The 16,159-nt window shown below is 61.2% G+C and carries 16 protein-coding genes; 1 reads left to right on the top strand and 15 read right to left on the bottom strand.

All coding sequences use genetic code 11. The annotated features are described in order from the left end of the window. Nucleotides 1–17: 17 nt before the first annotated feature. From B5T_RS22190 to B5T_RS04065, 3 genes are all read right to left on the bottom strand, one after another. On the bottom strand, nucleotides 18–599 hold the full coding sequence (locus tag B5T_RS22190) for a hypothetical protein (RefSeq protein WP_148279198.1): 582 nt from the start codon (nucleotides 597–599) through the stop codon (nucleotides 18–20). Between the two features lie 182 nt (nucleotides 600–781). Next, the gene (locus B5T_RS04070; RefSeq protein WP_014993194.1) at nucleotides 782–1,249 is read right to left on the bottom strand and encodes an OsmC family protein; all 468 of its coding nucleotides are present in this window, start codon (nucleotides 1,247–1,249) and stop codon (nucleotides 782–784) included. 48 nt (nucleotides 1,250–1,297) lie between these two features. Then, complete coding sequence (locus B5T_RS04065) at nucleotides 1,298–2,896, bottom strand: tannase/feruloyl esterase family alpha/beta hydrolase (RefSeq protein WP_014993193.1); 1,599 nt, start codon at nucleotides 2,894–2,896, stop codon at nucleotides 1,298–1,300. A 616-nt stretch (nucleotides 2,897–3,512) separates the two neighbouring features. Between B5T_RS04065 and B5T_RS04060 the strand changes: the two genes are divergently transcribed. Further along, a complete protein-coding gene (locus B5T_RS04060) occupies nucleotides 3,513–5,102 on the top strand; it encodes a Fic family protein (RefSeq protein ID WP_014993192.1) in 1,590 nt (529 codons plus the stop codon). A gap of 197 nt (nucleotides 5,103–5,299) precedes the next feature. On the opposite strand, the gene paaZ is transcribed toward B5T_RS04060, so the two are convergent. From paaZ to glyA, 12 genes are all read right to left on the bottom strand, one after another. Further along, the gene (paaZ, locus tag B5T_RS04055) at nucleotides 5,300–7,351 is read right to left on the bottom strand and encodes a phenylacetic acid degradation bifunctional protein PaaZ (protein ID WP_014993191.1); all 2,052 of its coding nucleotides are present in this window, start codon (nucleotides 7,349–7,351) and stop codon (nucleotides 5,300–5,302) included. Nucleotides 7,352–7,478: 127 nt separating this feature from the next. Further along, on the bottom strand, nucleotides 7,479–8,555 hold the full coding sequence (paaE, locus tag B5T_RS04050; RefSeq protein WP_014993190.1) for a 1,2-phenylacetyl-CoA epoxidase subunit PaaE: 1,077 nt from the start codon (nucleotides 8,553–8,555) through the stop codon (nucleotides 7,479–7,481). Between the two features lie 17 nt (nucleotides 8,556–8,572). After that, nucleotides 8,573–9,112: a 1,2-phenylacetyl-CoA epoxidase subunit PaaD gene (gene paaD, locus B5T_RS04045; protein ID WP_014993189.1), complete on the bottom strand. Its 540-nt coding sequence runs from the start codon at nucleotides 9,110–9,112 to the stop codon at nucleotides 8,573–8,575. Further along, nucleotides 9,099–9,869: a 1,2-phenylacetyl-CoA epoxidase subunit PaaC gene (gene paaC, locus B5T_RS04040; RefSeq protein ID WP_014993188.1), complete on the bottom strand. Its 771-nt coding sequence runs from the start codon at nucleotides 9,867–9,869 to the stop codon at nucleotides 9,099–9,101. Before paaC ends, paaD begins: the two co-directional genes overlap by 14 nt. Before the next feature lie 11 nt (nucleotides 9,870–9,880). Next, nucleotides 9,881–10,162: a 1,2-phenylacetyl-CoA epoxidase subunit PaaB gene (gene paaB, locus B5T_RS04035; protein ID WP_014993187.1), complete on the bottom strand. Its 282-nt coding sequence runs from the start codon at nucleotides 10,160–10,162 to the stop codon at nucleotides 9,881–9,883. 25 nt (nucleotides 10,163–10,187) lie between these two features. Further along, complete coding sequence (gene paaA / locus B5T_RS04030) at nucleotides 10,188–11,183, bottom strand: 1,2-phenylacetyl-CoA epoxidase subunit PaaA (RefSeq protein WP_014993186.1); 996 nt, start codon at nucleotides 11,181–11,183, stop codon at nucleotides 10,188–10,190. 412 nt (nucleotides 11,184–11,595) lie between these two features. Further along, on the bottom strand, nucleotides 11,596–12,255 hold the full coding sequence (locus B5T_RS04025) for a glutathione S-transferase family protein (protein ID WP_014993185.1): 660 nt from the start codon (nucleotides 12,253–12,255) through the stop codon (nucleotides 11,596–11,598). 115 nt (nucleotides 12,256–12,370) lie between these two features. Further along, the gene (locus tag B5T_RS04020) at nucleotides 12,371–12,559 is read right to left on the bottom strand and encodes a VOC family protein (RefSeq protein ID WP_014993184.1); all 189 of its coding nucleotides are present in this window, start codon (nucleotides 12,557–12,559) and stop codon (nucleotides 12,371–12,373) included. Nucleotides 12,560–12,721: 162 nt separating this feature from the next. After that, complete coding sequence (ribD, locus tag B5T_RS04015) at nucleotides 12,722–13,837, bottom strand: bifunctional diaminohydroxyphosphoribosylaminopyrimidine deaminase/5-amino-6-(5-phosphoribosylamino)uracil reductase RibD (protein WP_014993183.1); 1,116 nt, start codon at nucleotides 13,835–13,837, stop codon at nucleotides 12,722–12,724. Beyond that, entirely contained in the window at nucleotides 13,834–14,367 is a 534-nt protein-coding gene (gene nrdR / locus B5T_RS04010) for a transcriptional regulator NrdR (protein WP_051015446.1), read from the bottom strand. The genes ribD and nrdR overlap by 4 nt, the downstream gene beginning before the upstream one ends. 60 nt (nucleotides 14,368–14,427) lie before the next feature. Then, on the bottom strand, nucleotides 14,428–14,784 hold the full coding sequence (locus B5T_RS04005) for a four helix bundle protein (protein WP_014993181.1): 357 nt from the start codon (nucleotides 14,782–14,784) through the stop codon (nucleotides 14,428–14,430). A gap of 60 nt (nucleotides 14,785–14,844) precedes the next feature. Beyond that, a complete protein-coding gene (glyA, locus tag B5T_RS04000) occupies nucleotides 14,845–16,101 on the bottom strand; it encodes a serine hydroxymethyltransferase (protein ID WP_014993180.1) in 1,257 nt (418 codons plus the stop codon). Nucleotides 16,102–16,159: the final 58 nt, after the last annotated feature.

Raw genomic sequence — 16,159 nt, 5'->3', positions numbered from 1 at the left:
CCGTCCGGCTCCGTCGCTCAGGAGAGGTACCCGTAAGCTTCCGCCTGAGCCGACAGCCAGAACAGCAGACCGATCCCGGCGGCCAGCCCCAGCGCCACGAACACCAGAAAACCCACCCGCTCACTGGGCGTCATATGCCGCACGCCTTCCAACGTGCCAGGCCGCACCAGGACGTAAAACAATCCCATCCCCGCCAGGAAAGGTCCGCCGATGGTCTTCCACCAGGAATAGGACACCACGGACGTGCCCGCGGCAAGCGCCTGCAACGTATCGCGAACGTAATAAACGCTCCACCCCAGCCCCAGTGCCAAAAACACCAGGCCGACAATCAAAGCGCCTTTTCTCGGATCCGGCGTCTTCGCCTGAACCGGCGCTTCCGGCACGTGACGGGCCGGATCCTGGGCGATTTCCATGGCCCGTTCATGGGCCTTCTGGCGACTGCGATGGCGTACCAGGGAGACAATTCCCGAGAGCAGCATCAAGCCACCCATGGCCAACATACCGAGCACCACGCCCTGATCGCCGAAACGCTGGTACAACCAGCCGGTACGTTCCTCCGCCGTGGCCGGCTCGCCCCAATGCACCAGGGCAAACACCATGAACGCTATACCAAAAACAGACAGGATCAAGGATCGGGCTACCGCCAACATGAGCAAACACCGGGAAGATCAGAAAGGGGGGCTCAACCTACCCAGCACGACGGGCCGGGTCAACGGCGAACCCCATAAATCAGACAGCAGCCGGATACCAACAGGGAGCGGCACCCGGCCCCGCTCCAGCCTTAGAATCGAGGCTCCGTCATCACCTCGGTGCGCACCGAGTTGGCGATGAAGCACTCATCATGGGCCAGGTGATGCAGTTTTTCGATCTGCTCCGGCGAAGGTCGGCGATCACCGGAGAACAGCACCCGGGGACGCAACGTCACCCGGGTCACCGCCAACTTACCGGCCTCATTCTCCGCCATCACACCGACAGCCTCATCGATGTAGCGATCCACCACATAGCGTCGCTTGGCGGCGATGCCCAGGAACACCAGCATGTGGCAACTGGACAGCGCCGCCACGAACGCCTCCTCCGGATCCACGTTCTCGGCCACCGAATACGGCAACGGCACGATGTGCGGCGACGCCGATGCCGGCACCGTCACCCCGCCGTCGAACATCCATTCATGGGCCCGGCTGTAACGGTTATCGTTGAAGGTCTCCCCGTCCTGGCGGCGCCATTGAATGGTGGCGGTGTATTCGGCCATCTCTCCTCCTGACGGGATTATAGATACTCGCTTTGACCCTGCACTGTATTACTCGACACACTCAAACGACGATGCCGACATCGGGTCACCGCCGTCCACATAGCGGGGCCACGCCGGATAGTCGCACAGCGGCCGGGTGCGGCCCGGTGCGCCGATCAGGTCCATGGTGACCTGATCTTCGGGTGCCATATCCTGCTCCACCCAGTTTTCCAGGGCGGTCAGGGAATCCCAGGTGGCGTGGAAATGCGAACTGGCGCCGTGGCCGAATCCCGGGATTTCGTAATAGCGCACAAAGGAGTCCACCTTTTCCTGCCCCATCTGCTCCAACAGCCGCTGGTAGTAGATTTCCGTGGCACGGGAGCTGACCAGCACATCCGACAACCCATGCGCCAGCAGCAACTTGCCACCGCGATCCGCGAACCCGGAGATATCGGTGCCGGAATTAAGCATACCGCTCAGTTCGCTGATCCGTTCCGCGTACTGCTGCTCGGGGTTGATCGGGTCCAACTCAAAGGAATTGAAATCCGCGTCACCCGCCACCGAATACTTCACCCACTGATCCACCAGCACGCTCAGGTACGGCGCGTTGCGGGGCATGTCCGGCTGGGCCGGCTGCGCGGTCCCCAATGCGAGAAAGACCACCGTGGGCTGCACCGGTGTATCGATGGTGGTGATGCCAAGATCCGCGCCCCAGACGTTGCTGCCAGGATAGCCGGTTTCGCCGCTGGCCAACGGGAAATTGAATTCGACACCGTCATTCATCGCCTTCAACGCATCGATCTGGGCGTCGGACAGGCAATGGTCACCATCGTCGGCACCACCCGGACAACGCAGATCGCTGCCACCCACCATGGCGGTTGCCGGATCAAAGGTCTCGTTGCATTGACGCTGGTCACTGATCACGCCGTCCTCGACCCCATCCAACGCATCGCAGGCTTCCAGGGCGGCATCGAGTAACTTCTGGCGTTCGCCGGAATCCGGGTAAGCACCGGGTTCCGCCAGGGCCCGGCTGAGGTATTGCCCGGCCAGCAGCGCGGCCACGTTGTTCCAGGCCGGATACCAGGCGATGGCCCCATCCCAATCGTCCGGCCAGCGCTGAATATTGGTCAGCGCCTCACGGCCACCGGTGGAGCCGCCGGCAAAGTAACGCTGAGTCGGTTTGCTGGCATACCGTTTCTCGATCAAGAAGGTCGCCGCGTCCCGGGTTTTCTTCAGCGCCTCGCCGGAAAAGTTGCGCACTGCCTCGTCATTCAGACCCCAGCGGCCATCCTGGGAGCCGTACTCATTGGCCTGGTGCCCGGAATCGCTGGCGAAGGTGGCATAACCCCGGCCCAGCGGCGTCGGCTGATCCGGCGCGCCCTGGGATACATCACCGGTGATCGCCGGAATGGAGCCATTGAAGCCGCCGCCGCCAAACATCAGCACTTTCGAATTCCACTCGGAGGGCAACGCCACCTTGAATTGAATGTCCGGCGCCTGCGGATCCACCGGCGCAATACGCCCTGATACCAGACAATGCTCCGGCACCGCCGCCGCGCCACTGCCGCTGGCCTCGACCACCTCAGCCGCCGTGACCTCACCGCCGGAGGTGGATAATTCCATGGCGTCGGCCGGAATCGCCAAGCCAACCAGTTGATCGCAGGACATCGGCCTCTGCGCGTGCGAATCGCTACTGCTACCTCCGCAACTCACAAGAGCGACGGTGGAGATCCCGAATAGCGCCATACCCAGCCTTGTCAGGCCATTTCTTGTTTTCATGCTGCTCTCCCGGTTTTGTCATTATTGGATGGGTGATACTTGTGTTGTTTACACCGGCCCGGATGCCTTATCCAATCAAGCCGCCGGACAGCAAACCACGGACACGGTGTCTGGGGATCATAGGTCTTTTTCTTCCGATGTTCACTCGAGCGCGGAAACGCCAAGGGGGCCATAGCAGGCGGGGTCAAAGCGGCTTTCCTGCTCGGCACCGACCAGGGACAGGTAGGATTGGCTTCAATGCCACAACTGACACGCATATTGGGTACTTCTAACCCCAAATAGGTATCTATAGTGGTGACAGCTCGCCGGGCGTCACGGGTGCAATGCGAGTCATGATGCTCTCCTGAAACGCAATAATTTGACCGCAGATGCAGAAAAGAAACCGCATAATACCGGTTTTTCAGTAATTTGACCGGAAAAATTCGATTCCCGGCCATTTTTCTGCAAAAATACCAATTTCCGGCCACCCTCCGGCAAACCCGGCCAAATTACTGAAGAGGCCTCTATGTCCGCACCGCTTGGCTACCAATGGCTGATCGAACAGTATGATCTGCGCACATTGCCGCTGGACGAGTGCGCTTATGTGGCCAATATCCGCGGCGGACGCCAAAGCGCCCAGCAGGGGGGGCAGATCGTCCACCGTTTCGAACCGAACTACGATCCCGGTGAGACATTAGCCGGACAGATCCAGTTTGCTCTTCGCTATGAAGGCGTCAACCTGCAGGTCCTTTCCCTGCTCTTCGAAAAAGAGGGGAAAGAAGAACTAGTGGAATGGCTCCTGGACAGCCCTGAATCCCAATATGCCCGAAGGGCCTGCTTCCTGTTTGAATGGCTCACCGGGCAGCGTCTTCCCATTGACGCCCCCGTGCCCTCACGGGCCCGATACGTTCTCGCCGTCGATCCGAAACATCACTTCGTCTGGGAGCACGGCGAACACGACAAGCGGTTCCGGGTCACCAACAATCTCGCCGGACCCCGTTCATTCTGCCCCCTGGTAAAGCGCACGGACTACCTGAACGACATGATCCGCAAGGACCTCCGTAAGAGCACCGTCGAGACCCTGGCACGGTATGACGAGGATCTACTGAGGCGCGCGGCTGCATTCCTTTACCTCAAGGAAACCCAATCCTCCTTCGAGGTTGAACGGGAAAAGCCGAGCCCACAAAAGGCACAGCGTTTCGCGGACATGCTGAGACAAGCGGATGCCCATGAACCGCTCACAGAAGAAAGGCTGGTCGAACTGCAAAACATCGTGATTGATCCCCGTTTCCACGAGTTCACCTGGCGCCACCGACAAAACTGGATTGGCAAGGACCTTGGTCATCGCCAGCAGATCGATTTCGTGCCCGCCAAGCCGGAAGATCTATTGGAGTTAATGGGCGGACTGCTTACCATGTCCTCCAATCTAAGGGACGATCTGGAAGAGGTGAGGGACCGGGAAAAGCATGACGCGCAACCCATACTAGACCTGGACTTCGTCAACGAACGCTATGTAGTTTATGTGCCGCCGATAGATCCGGTGGTTGCCGCGGCATGCATAGCGTTCGGCTTCGTCTATATTCATCCGTTCATGGACGGGAACGGACGCATCCATCGCTACCTCATTCACGACACTCTGGCCAAGGCCGGGTTTACCCCGCGTGGCATCGTCCTGCCAGTATCGGCGGTGATTCTGGCCAACCTGGACGACTATATTGATACGCTGGAGCACTTCTCCAAGCCCCTGAATCGGCTCACGGACTACAACCCGGGCACGCCAGACAGTCCGGCCACAGGTAACGACGCCGTTTATTTCCGCTATCCGGATCTGACCCGACAAACAGAATTCCTCTATCGGGCCCTGGAAAGAACCGTCGAGCACGACCTTCAAGAGGAAATCGACTTCCTGCTGGGCTTTGACCGTGCCTGCCAGTCATTGAACGGGCTGCTGGATTGGCCAGACCACAATTTGGAACTGTTTGTGCGCGTGGTGCGACAAAACGACGGTGCCCTTTCGGCCAGCAAGCGGAAAAGCCATTTCGATTGGATGACCGAAGAGGAAATCGCGACAGCGGAACAACTTGTCAGGAAAGCGTTTTCTTCGGATCCGGGATAGAAGCTCCCCGTCTCCCAGCAGGACGGCGGCACGGGCGGCATCAGGCGCCGGCGGGCTCCGGAGCGGCGGAGATCACGAGGCGGCCCGCGCTGACTTCCACCTGCGTACCGGGCGCACAAAAAAGGCCGCCCCAAAAAGAGCGGCCACCACCAAAGGAAGCCTTGAATTAAAAAGTAAGGACTAACTCACCACATGAGTTATGCGTCCCCTTTCTTCTTCGCCACCAGCGTCAGAATGTCATAGCTGGCCACCAGCTCGTCGTCCTGGTTGGTGACCTGCACGTCCCAGACCACCACACCTTGGGGGGTGCCGTCGGGGCCAGCTTTGCCCTGGTCGATTTTGCGTTTGCAGGTGAGGCGGGCGCGGATGGTGTCACCGGCGCCGACGGGGTTGATGAAGCGCAGAGTGTCGAGGCCGTAGTTGGCGAGGACCGGGCCGGGGGCCGGGGAGACGAACAGGCCGGCGGCGGCGGAGAGGAGGAAGTAGCCGTGGGCGATGCGTTTGCCGAACTGGGAGTCCTTCGCCGCGATTTCGTCGAAGTGCATGTAGAAGTGGTCGCCGGAGAGGCAGCCGAAGTTGACGATGTCGGCTTCGGTGACGGTGCGGCGGTGGGTGAGCAGGGATTCGCCGATGGCGAGGTCGTCGAAGTGGCGGCGGAAGGGGTGCACTTCAGTTTCGAGCATCTCGGCGCCGCGCACGTATTCGCCAGTGACGGCAGCGAGCATGGACGGAGAGCCCTGAATGGCGGTGCGCTGGAGGTAGTGGCGCACGGCGCGGATGCCACCGAGTTCTTCACCGCCGCCGGCGCGGCCAGGGCCGCCATGTTTGAGCATGGGCAGGGGCGCGCCGTGGCCGGTGGATTCCTTGGCGGATTCGGCGTTGAGTACTTGCAGGCGGCCGTGGCGGGCGGCAAGCACGGGGATGGCGCGGGCGGCGTTGTGCGGGTCTTTGGTGGCGAAGGTGGTGACCAGGCTGCCTTTGCCTTTGCCGGCCAGGGCGATAGCTTCGTCCAGGTCGCCATAGCCCATCAAGGTGCTGACCGGGCCGAAGGCTTCGATGTCGTGGGCGCCACCGTCAGCGTGGGGGTCGTTGCTGCGCAGCAGGCGCGGACCGAAGAAGGCGCCTTTGTCGGTGCCTTGGCCGATCAGTTGCGGGTCGCCGTTGCCGCCGAAAATACATTCGCTGGTGTTGAGCAGCTCGTTGACGGCGGCGGCCACATCTTCTTTCTGGTCCTGGGAGGCGAGCGCGCCCATGCGCACCCCTTCTTCGTCCGGGTCGCCGAGGGTGATTTTTTCCAGGCGCTGAATCAGACGTTCGGCGAAGGCATCCAGGTGCTGCTGGGGTACCAGGATGCGGCGGATGGCGGTGCATTTCTGGCCGGCTTTGACGGTCATTTCGCGGACCACTTCCTTGGCCAGCAACTCGAATTCCTCGTCGTCTGGGGTGACGTCGGGGGCGAGGATGGCACCATTGAGAGAATCTGCCTCCGCATTGAAGGGAATGGAGCGGTTAATGATGTTCGGGTGCGCGCGCAGTCTGCGGGCGGTGCTGGCCGAGCCGGTGAAGGTGACCATGTCCTGTTCGTCTAGCTGATCTAATAGGTCCCCCGTACCGCCAATGATCAGTTGCAGGGCCCCTTCCGGCAGCGCGCCGGAGTCCTGCATCAGGCGCACGCAGGCTTCGGTGAGGTAACTGGTGGCGGTGGCCGGTTTGACGATGCACGGCATGCCGGCGAGGAAGTTGCCGGCGAACTTTTCCAGCATGCCCCAGACCGGGAAGTTGAAGGCGTTGATGTGCACGGCGACGCCACGGCGCGGCACCAGGATATGGGTGCCGGCGAAGTGGTTCTCTTTACCCAAGGGAATCACCGGGCCTTCGTGGAGGACGTTGCCGGAGGGCAGTTCCTTGCGGCCCATGCTGGCATAGGCGAACAGGGTGCCGAAGCCGCCGTCGATGTCGAAGGCGTTGTCGCTCTTGGTGGCGCCGGTGTGGCGCGAGAGTGTATAGAGTTCTTTCTTGTGCTCTTGCAGGTAGAGCGCCATGGCCTTGAGGCGGGCGGCCCGTTGCTGGAAGTCCAGCTTGAGCAGTTCGCGGGTGCCGGTGGTACGGGCATAGTCCACGGCGGCGGCGAAGTCGGGGGCATCGTCATGGGTGTGGGCGACGATCTCACCGTTGATGGCGCTGGCCAGGGGTTTGGCGGCCTGGCTGCCGAACCATTGGCCGGCGAGGTAGCTTTGGAGAACGGTCATGGCGTGGCTCCTGTTTTAATCGGTTGGATGTTCGCGGCCTCGGCCGCTCATTCGCTGGCAAGACCCGCTCCCACAAAAACAGGATTCCTTGGCTCTCTTGTGGGAGCAGGCTCCGGCCAGCGATGCCTTACGGCTGATCGAAGTCGAGGACGACCTTGTCGGTGATCGGGTAGCTCTGGCAGGAGAGCACGTAGCCGGCGGCGACTTCGTAGTCCTCCAGAGCAAAGTTGTTGTCCATTTCCACTTCGCCTTGCACCACCTTGCAACGGCAGGTGGAGCAGACGCCGGCCTTGCAGGAGAACGGCAGGTCCGCGCCCTGCTCGTTGGCGGCATCAAGGATGTTCTTGGAGTCACGGGGCAATTCAACGCGCACTTCGCGGCCGTCGGCGATGATGGTGACTTCCGTCCTGGCCTCGTGCGCGGAAACCTCCTCCGGACGCCGATGCGGACGTTGCGTCTGCCCTTCCACGCCGAACAATTCGAAATGCACCCGGCTTTTTTCCAAACCATTGGCGACAAGGCGGTCACGCACAGTTTCGGTCATGGATTGCGGGCCGCAGAGAAAGGCAGCGTGCAGGTTCGGGGTGTCAAGCCAGCGGGAGAAGATGGCGTCGCACTTATCCGCGTCGAGACGGCCGTTGTAGAGGTCCACGTCCTGTTGCTCGCGGCTGAACAGATAGATGATGTTCAGGCGCCCGAGCCAGGCGTTTTTCAGGTCGCTGAGCGCTTCCCGGAACAGGGTCGAGTTACTGGAGCGATTGCCATAAAGCAGCGTGAAGCGGCTTTTCGGTTCAGTTTCCAGGGTGGATTTGATGATCGACAGAATCGGCGTGATGCCGCTGCCGGCGGCCACCGCCAGGTACTCGGCTTCCCGCGCCGGGTCCAGATCGATGTAGAAGTGACCACTGGGCGGCATGACTTCCAGAGTGTCGCCTTCCTTGAGCTCGCCGTTGGCAAAGCCGGAGAAACGGCCGCCGGGTACTTTTTTCACCGCCACACGCAGGTCTCTGTCGTTGACGCCGGTGCAGATCGAGTAAGAACGACGCACTTCCTCGCCGTCCATATGGGTACGGACGATCAGATGCTGGCCCTGGGTGAAATGGAAAGCACCGGCCAGTTCCGGCGGAACATCGAAGGCGATGGACACCGCCTCCCGGGTTTCCGGTCGCACTTCGCGGATTTTTAATGAATGAAATTGGTTCATGTCAGGCGCTCTTCTTTTTAAAGGCACTTGAAGTAGTCGAACGGTTCCAGGCAATCGCGGCAACGATAAAGCGCCTTGCACGCGGTGGAGCCGAATTCGCTGAGTTGTTCGGTGTGGGTGCCGCCGCAATGCGGACAGGCCGCCGGCCCCGGGTCCCGCAGCGTATCCCGGCCCTGCCCTTTCGGCGGAGGCGCGATGCCATAGGCCTTGAGCGCCGCACGGCCCTGGTCAGTAATCCAGTCCGTGGTCCAGGCCGGCGCCAGCACTCGCTCGATGCGCGGCTTGTGAAAACCAAAGTGCTCCAGCGCGTCTCTGACATCGCGCTCGATCACCTCGGTGGCCGGGCAGCCGGAGTAGGTGGGCGAGACTTGCACGTGCAAGTGGCCTTCTTGCCACGCCACCGCGCGAATCATGCCGAGATCGACGACGCTGACCACCGGCACCTCCGGGTCCATCACTTCGGCCAGGCAGTCCCATGCGCGCGCGAGATCCGCTTCACCCAGAGGCGTTCCGGTGAAGGTGGCCCACTCACGATAGATCAGTTCACCAGGTTGCATCGGGGTACGCTCGTTGCAGGTACTGCATCTCGGCCAGCAAAAAGCCAAGGTGCTCGGTGTGCTTGCCGTTCTTGCCATCCATGTAGAAATGGCGCGCCGGTTCCGGCTGCTCCAGGCCGGCTTCGCTGAATACCCGAGCCACCTCAGTGCGCCAAGCATCGCCCACGTTGCCGGCGCCGATGCCCGCTTCAGCGAGCTGGTCTTCAAGGACGTCGGTGTCGGTGAGTTCGTAGGTGAAGCGCCAAAGGTTTTGCACCGCATCAGTGAGACGGCGATGGCTTTCCTCGGTGCCCTGCCCCAGGCGCAGCATCCATTCGGTGGAGCGGCGGCGGTGGTAGGTGGCTTCCTTGAGGGCCTTGGCGGCGACGGCGGCGATGCGCTCGTCACTGGATTCGGTGAGTCGGGTGAGCACCTGGTGGTGCCAAACGTCGAACAGGAATTGCTTGGCGGTGGTGACGGCGTAATCACCGCGCGGTTGCTCCGCGATCAGCAGATTGCGGTATTCCCGTTCATTGCGGCGGAAGGCCAGATGATCGGCATCGCGACCGTCGTCGAGCAGTTCGGCGGCGTAGTCATACCAGTTGCGCGCCTGACCGAGCAGGTCCAGGCCCACATTCATCATCGCCACTTCTTCTTCCAGCGCCGGGGCGTTGCCGCACCATTCGCACAGGCGCTGGGCCAATACCATGTTGGTGTCGGCCAGGCGCAGCAGGTATTCGGCCAGCGCGTTCCGGGTGTCTGAGAAAGCCTTTGTCATGGTCGCGCTCCTCACATCTGATCCACTTCCGGGGGCAGCTTGTAGAAGCTGGCGTGGCGGTAGACCTTGTCGTCGGCCGGGTCGAAGAAGGGCTCTTTCTCGTCGCCGGCGCTGGCGGTGATCTGCTCGGCGGGTACCACCCAGAGGCTCACGCCTTCACTTCGGCGGGTGTACAGCTCACGAGCATTTTCCAACGCCATTTGGGCGTCAGCGGCGTGCACGCTGCCTACGTGTTTGTGATTGAGGCCGTGCTTGCTGCGCACGAAAACTTCGTAGAGGGTCCAGTCAGCCATGTTCGTCTCGATGGGTTGATTCAGTTCAGGCGGCGCTTTTCGCTTTCTGTTTCTGCTTCCGGGCATAAGCCACGGCGGCGTCGCGCACCCACTGGCCTTCGTCGATGGCGCTTTTGCGCTGTTGAATGCGCTCGACACCGCATGGGCTGTGGCCCTTGAGTACGTCGAAGAATTCCTGCCACTGGATTTCGCCGAAGTCGTAGTGGCCGGTTTCCTCGTTCCATTTCAGATCCGGGTCCGGCGCGGTGCAGCCGAGGAATTCCAGTTGTGGCACGGTCTGGTCAAGGAAGCGCTGACGCAGTTCGTCATTGCCGTGGCGTTTGATTTTCCAGGCCATGGATTGGGCGGAGTTCGGCGAGTTGGCGTCGGAGGGACCGAACATCATCAGCGACGGCCACCAGAAACGGTTGATGGCGTCCTGGACCATGGCTTTCTGCTCGTCGGTGCCCTCGCGCATCATGGTCAGCAGGATTTCGTAGCCCTGGCGCTGGTGGAAACTCTCTTCCTTGCACACGCGGATCATGGCGCGGGCATAGGGTCCGTAGGAGCAACGTTGCAGCGGCACCTGGTTGACGATGGCGGCGCCGTCCACCAGCCAGCCGATGGCGCCCATGTCAGCCCAGGTCAGCGTCGGATAGGTGAAGATGGAGGAGAACTTCACCTCGCCACGGTGCAGCTTTTCGATTTCCTCGTCACGGTCGGCGCCGAGGGTCTCCATGGCGCTGTACAGGTACAGACCGTGGCCGGCCTCGTCCTGGATCTTCGCCATCAACTGCAATTTGCGCTTCAAGGTCGGCGCCCGGGTCAGCCAGTTGCCTTCCGGCAGCATGCCGACGATCTCGGAATGGGCGTGCTGCGAGATCTGCCGGATCAGCGTCTTGCGGTAGCCTTCGGGCATCCAGTTCTTCGGCTCGATGCGCACTTCCGCATCCACCTTCTCCTGGAAGTGCCGCTCTTCCGGGCTCATCTCCTCCAGGCTTTTCAGGCGCTTGGCGCCGGTATCCACCTGTTGTGCGTACATGAGGTTCTCCCTGCTCCGTCGTGGCGGTGATGCCACCCATGGATGCAGTATTATATGACACATAAATTTATGTCAATAATCAGTTTGTGTGTCATGTTTTTCAGGCAATCTCAATTATTTTGCTATCCATTATTTTTATTCTTATAAATCATGGTGTTATAACTTATAAACCACAAAAAAACGGGCTCTCGACATGAACACTCAGGCCTCATCCACCTCTCAATCCGATACAACAACTCCAACAAAAAAGAAGCAAACTACGGACTCTTTGGCGGTATCATCATTACCACCGCCCACGGTGACTTTTCACGCACGGCACAGCACCGGTCGGTTATCCGGACCGGCGCAATGGTATTGATCAGGGTGGATAGAGAGGCTTAACCGGAGCGTCGCAGTTTGATCTGGCGTCCGTTCAGTCCCGATCCGGCGCGCCCAAGGGAAACAGAGGCCGATACGGCCGGGCCTCTTCCACCGCGCGGGTAAAAGCGGGCCGCGCCAGCAGGCGCTGCCGGTAGGCGGCCACCCGAGGAAAGCGGCCGTCCATCGGGTGGGTCCAGTCCGCATAGAACAGTGACGGGGCGGCGGCACAATCCGCCAGGGTGAAGGCATCGCCCATGGCCCAAGGGCCATCTCCGAGGTTGTCTTCCAGCCATTGATAGGCGATATCCAGTTGCTGCCGGGCCAGGGTAACGCCGTGAGGATCCCGGTCACCCGGCACGCGCAGGGCATCGAACACAATCCGCATCTGCGGTGCACTCACGTAGTTGTCGAAGAACCGGTCCAGGAAACGCACTTCCAGGGCCACATCCGGCGACGCCGGAATCAGTGAGACCGGGCCGGGATAATAGACTTGCAGATATTCGATGATCACCGTCGCCTCCGGCACCGGACGATCCCCCTCCACCAGCAGCGGAAACCGCTTGATCGGCCACAGCTCAGCGAACGCCGCCTGATTGGCTTCATGCTCCGGCGACAACATGCGCAACTCAAAGGGGATGTCGTTCTCGTAGAAGGCGATCAGCGCCTTCTGACAGTAGGACGAGAAAGGATGGGCATAGAGGGTCAGCGGCATGTTCGGCTCCCGTTCGGATCACAGTTACCTTGTGGTCGAACGGAAAAGCCGGGATTCGACAATCGCCATGGCGTCCGGAGCAGTCCGCCCGTTTCATGCCTTGGCGAACTCAGGATCAGTTGCCTTCAGGACCTTCCTGGAGCCAGCGCATACCCGGATAGGGCTTTTCTCTCAACGTGCTCAAACGGGAGGCCAGATCACTGCAATGAAACTCCAGCTTATGGCCGTCGGGATCGAGGAAATAAAGGGAGTCGCCTTCGCTGCGGTTGTCTTTCCAGAGAGGGATGCCGTGGCGATAATGCATACATCAATCTGCTCTTTGGCTCTGATTCTTCACTTTTCTTTTAGAGGATAGCGTCGAATACCGGGACAGACTATTCGCTGCCCAGGCAGCTTCCCACAGCGGTTTCATCCCCCTTGTGGGAAGCTGCCTGGGCAGCGAATTCCACGGACCGCTATGATCTTACTATTCTGGCACCAGCGTCAGCCGCAGATCGTTGCCCAGTTGCCGCACATCCGCCCAGCGCAGGGATACTTTTTCCGCCATGCGTACCAGCGGCAAGGAGAGCAGGCCACGGGCGTCGGTGCCGAGCAGCGCCGGTGCCATGTAGACAATCAATTCGTCGAACAGCGCTTCGCGGACGAAGGCCCCGGCCAGGGTGGCGCCGCATTCCACCAGGATTTCGTTGCATTCCCGCCTGCTCAGGTCCGCCAGCAGCGCTTTCAGGTCCACGCCGGAGCCGGAGCTGGGCAGGTGCATGACTTCCGCGCCGGCCGCTTCCAGGGCACGCTGCCGTTCGGGATGGGCCTCCCCACCGACGACCAGGCAGGGCCCGGCGGTGGTGACCACCGGCACGTCCACCGGCGTGCGCAGGCGCCGGTCGAGGATCACCCGCAAGGGTTGGCGTACCTGATCGGAGCCGTACTCACCCAGCCGCCACTGATCCGCGCGCACGGTGTAGGAAGGCCGGTCCGCCAGCACCGTGCCGATACCGGTGATCACCGCCGAGCTGCGCGCGCGCAGCCGCTGCACATCCTCGCGGGCCTGCGGGCCGGTGATCCACTGGGATTCGCCGCTGGCCATGGCGGTGCGGCCGTCCACACTGGCGGCCACCTTGATCCGCACCCAGGGCCGTTCACCGCGCATGCGACGGATAAAGCCGGGGTTAAGCGCCCGGGCTTCACTCTCTTGCAGACCAACCTCCACCTGAATGCCGGCGGCACGCAGCTTGCCAAAACCATTGCCGGCCACTTGCGGGTTCGGGTCCTCCATGGCCGCCACCACCCGGGCCACGCCAGCCTTGATCAAGGCGTCGGCGCAGGGACCGGTGCGGCCAGTGTGGGAACAGGGTTCCAGGGTGACATAGGCGGTGGCGCCGCGCGCTTCGGCACCGGCGGTGGTAAGGGCGTGACGTTCGGCGTGAGGTTCACCGGCACGGGCGTGGAAGCCCTCGGCGATGATTTGCCCGCCCTTGGCCAGTACACAGCCCACGCGCGGGTTGGGGTCGGTGGTATAAAGTCCTTGTCGGGCCAACTGCAGGGCTCGGATCATGCAATGCTGATCAAAAGCCGGATCGCTCATGCGCCGCCCTTTTTACCCTTTTCATCGTCGCCGCCCTTCTTGCCGCCCGCCTCCTTTCCACCGCCCTCCTTTCCACCAGATTTGCTGCGCAGCCGGTCCACTTCGGCGGCGAATTCGGAAATGTCCTGGAAGCTGCGGTAGACCGAGGCAAAGCGCACATAGGCCACATCATCCAGCAACTGCAGCTCTTCCATTACCCGCTCACCCAGCTCCCGCGCCGGCAATTCCCGCTCGCCGGTGGCCCGCAGCCGGTGGCAGATGCGGCTGATGGCCGCTTCCAGGTCCTCCACGCTCACCGGACGCTTCTCCAGCGCCCGCTGCATGCCGGCCCTTAGCTTGTTCTCATCGAACGGCTCGCGAGTGCCATCGGATTTGATCACCCGCGGCATCACCAGCTCAGCGGTTTCAAAGGTGGTGAACCGCTCGTTACAGCTCAGACACTCACGGCGACGCCGCACCTGGCCGCCATCGGCCACCAGCCGCGAATCGATCACCTTGGTATCTTGCGCGCCGCAGAAAGGACAGTACATGGGAAGACCAGTTGACAGTTGATAGTTGACAGTTGATAGCTAAAAAACCAGCAACCCGCGTTATCCTCGAGCCTTGGTGGTTCTGATAATGGCTGTCAGAATTCTTAATAACTCTTTGGTATCCGCCATCATAGACCGTCCGTGCCGCAAATCTAAATAGCCAGACTCAGTCAATAAATCCAGCCAATACTCCGTTTCGTTGGCTTCCTTCAGTGCAATCGCCAGCTTATGAACGAAATCCGCCCGACTCTCAGCCTGCTCCGCTTCGCGAATCAGTGCCCCAATCGCCGTTCCGCTACGAAGCAATTGCTTGCTCAATACGTATTCCCGCATCTCTTCCTGGAGCAACCGGCAACACTTCACCACCCGCAATGCAAAAGCGCGGGATTTCTCCCGCGCCACAAATTTTGTCGTCATCCTTGACGCCTCGTTTTGTTTTCGCTGTCAACTGTCCACTGTCAACTATCAATTCGCCGTTTAGCGCTCATAGACCGGCAACCGCGCGCAGATCTCAGCGACCTTGCCGCGTACTTCATCAATCACGCTCTCGTCGCCCATGTTCTCCAGGATGTCGCAGATCCAGCCGGCGAGTTCGGTGGCGTCCTGCTCGTTGAAGCCGCGGCGGGTGATGGAGGGGGAGCCGATGCGCAGGCCGGAGGTGACGAACGGGGAACGCGGGTCGTTGGGGACGGCGTTCTTGTTGACGGTGATGTGGGCGCGGCCGAGGGCGGCGTCGGCATCCTTACCGGTGATGTCCTGCTTGATCAGGCTGAGCAGGAACAGGTGGTTTTCAGTGCCGTTGGAGACCACATCGAAGCCACGGTCGATGAACACCTTGGCCATGGCCTGGGCGTTCTTGACCACGTTTTGCTGGTAGCTCTTGAAGGACGCGTCCATGGCTTCCTTGAAGCAGATCGCCTTGGCCGCGATCACGTGCTCCAGAGGACCGCCCTGGCCGCCGGGGAAGACAGCGGAATTGATCTTCTTCTGCAGGTCTTCGTTGGCCTTGCCCATGATCAGGCCGCCACGGGGACCGCCCAGGGTTTTGTGGGTGGTGGTGGTGGTGATGTCGGCGATGCCCACCGGGCTCGGGTAGACGCCGGCGGCGACCAGACCGGCCACGTGGGCCATGTCCACCATCAATACCGCGCCCACTTCATCGGCGATGGTGCGGAAACGCTGCCAGTCCACCACCTGGGAATACGCGGAGAAGCCGGCGACGATCATTTTCGGCTTGTGCTCGCGGGCCAGTTCTTCCACCTGGTCGTAGTCGATCAGGCCGGTGTCGTTGTCCAGACCGTACTGGATAGCGTTGTACATCTTGCCGGAGAAGTTCGGCTTGGCACCGTGGGTGAGGTGACCGCCGGCGTCCAGGCTCATGCCCAGCACGGTGTCACCAGGGTTGAGCACCGCCATGTAGACGGCGGCGTTGGCCTGGGAGCCGGAGTGCGGCTGCACGTTGGCCCAGTCCGCGCCGAACAGCTGGCAGGCGCGATCGATCGCCAATTGCTCCACCACGTCCACATGCTCGCAGCCACCGTAGTAGCGCTTGCCCGGATAGCCTTCGGCGTACTTGTTGGTGAGTACGGAGCCTTGGGCTTCCATCACCCGCGGAGACGCGTAGTTCTCGGAGGCGATCAACTCGATGTGCTGCTCCTGACGCAGACGCTCGGCGTCGATGGCGGCCTGGATTTCCGGGTCGAACTCGGCGATGGACATGGATTTGGGGAACATGGGCTACCCTCTACGGTACGGTCTGGTTGGGGATTCAGGGGCGCGTATTCTAACCAAA

Source organism: Alloalcanivorax dieselolei B5 (genome assembly GCF_000300005.1).
Classification (GTDB): Bacteria; Pseudomonadota; Gammaproteobacteria; order Pseudomonadales; family Alcanivoracaceae; genus Alloalcanivorax; species Alloalcanivorax dieselolei.
Note: the sequence above shows the minus strand (reverse complement) of the source record. Positions and strands in the feature narration are given on the sequence as shown.

Excerpts from the sequence above, each read along its gene's own strand:
- ribD (WP_014993183.1), bottom strand. The coding sequence starts at position 13,837 with ATGAGCGATCCGGCTTTTGATCAGCATTGCATGATCCGAGCCCTGCAG.
- B5T_RS04025 (WP_014993185.1), bottom strand. The coding sequence starts at position 12,255 with ATGCCGCTGACCCTCTATGCCCATCCTTTCTCGTCCTACTGTCAGAAG.
- B5T_RS04005 (WP_014993181.1), bottom strand. The coding sequence starts at position 14,784 with ATGACGACAAAATTTGTGGCGCGGGAGAAATCCCGCGCTTTTGCATTG.
- B5T_RS22190 (WP_148279198.1), bottom strand. The coding sequence starts at position 599 with ATGGTGTTTGCCCTGGTGCATTGGGGCGAGCCGGCCACGGCGGAGGAA.
- B5T_RS04020 (WP_014993184.1), bottom strand. The coding sequence starts at position 12,559 with ATGCATTATCGCCACGGCATCCCTCTCTGGAAAGACAACCGCAGCGAA.
- nrdR (WP_051015446.1), bottom strand. The coding sequence starts at position 14,367 with ATGTACTGTCCTTTCTGCGGCGCGCAAGATACCAAGGTGATCGATTCG.
- glyA (WP_014993180.1), bottom strand. The coding sequence starts at position 16,101 with ATGTTCCCCAAATCCATGTCCATCGCCGAGTTCGACCCGGAAATCCAG.
- paaA (WP_014993186.1), bottom strand. The coding sequence starts at position 11,183 with ATGTACGCACAACAGGTGGATACCGGCGCCAAGCGCCTGAAAAGCCTG.
- paaD (WP_014993189.1), bottom strand. The coding sequence starts at position 9,112 with ATGCAACCTGGTGAACTGATCTATCGTGAGTGGGCCACCTTCACCGGA.
- B5T_RS04065 (WP_014993193.1), bottom strand. The coding sequence starts at position 2,896 with ATGTCCTGCGATCAACTGGTTGGCTTGGCGATTCCGGCCGACGCCATG.
- paaE (WP_014993190.1), bottom strand. The coding sequence starts at position 8,555 with ATGAACCAATTTCATTCATTAAAAATCCGCGAAGTGCGACCGGAAACC.
- B5T_RS04060 (WP_014993192.1), top strand. The coding sequence starts at position 3,513 with ATGTCCGCACCGCTTGGCTACCAATGGCTGATCGAACAGTATGATCTG.
- B5T_RS04070 (WP_014993194.1), bottom strand. The coding sequence starts at position 1,249 with ATGGCCGAATACACCGCCACCATTCAATGGCGCCGCCAGGACGGGGAG.
- paaC (WP_014993188.1), bottom strand. The coding sequence starts at position 9,869 with ATGACAAAGGCTTTCTCAGACACCCGGAACGCGCTGGCCGAATACCTG.
- paaB (WP_014993187.1), bottom strand. The coding sequence starts at position 10,162 with ATGGCTGACTGGACCCTCTACGAAGTTTTCGTGCGCAGCAAGCACGGC.
- paaZ (WP_014993191.1), bottom strand. The coding sequence starts at position 7,351 with ATGACCGTTCTCCAAAGCTACCTCGCCGGCCAATGGTTCGGCAGCCAG.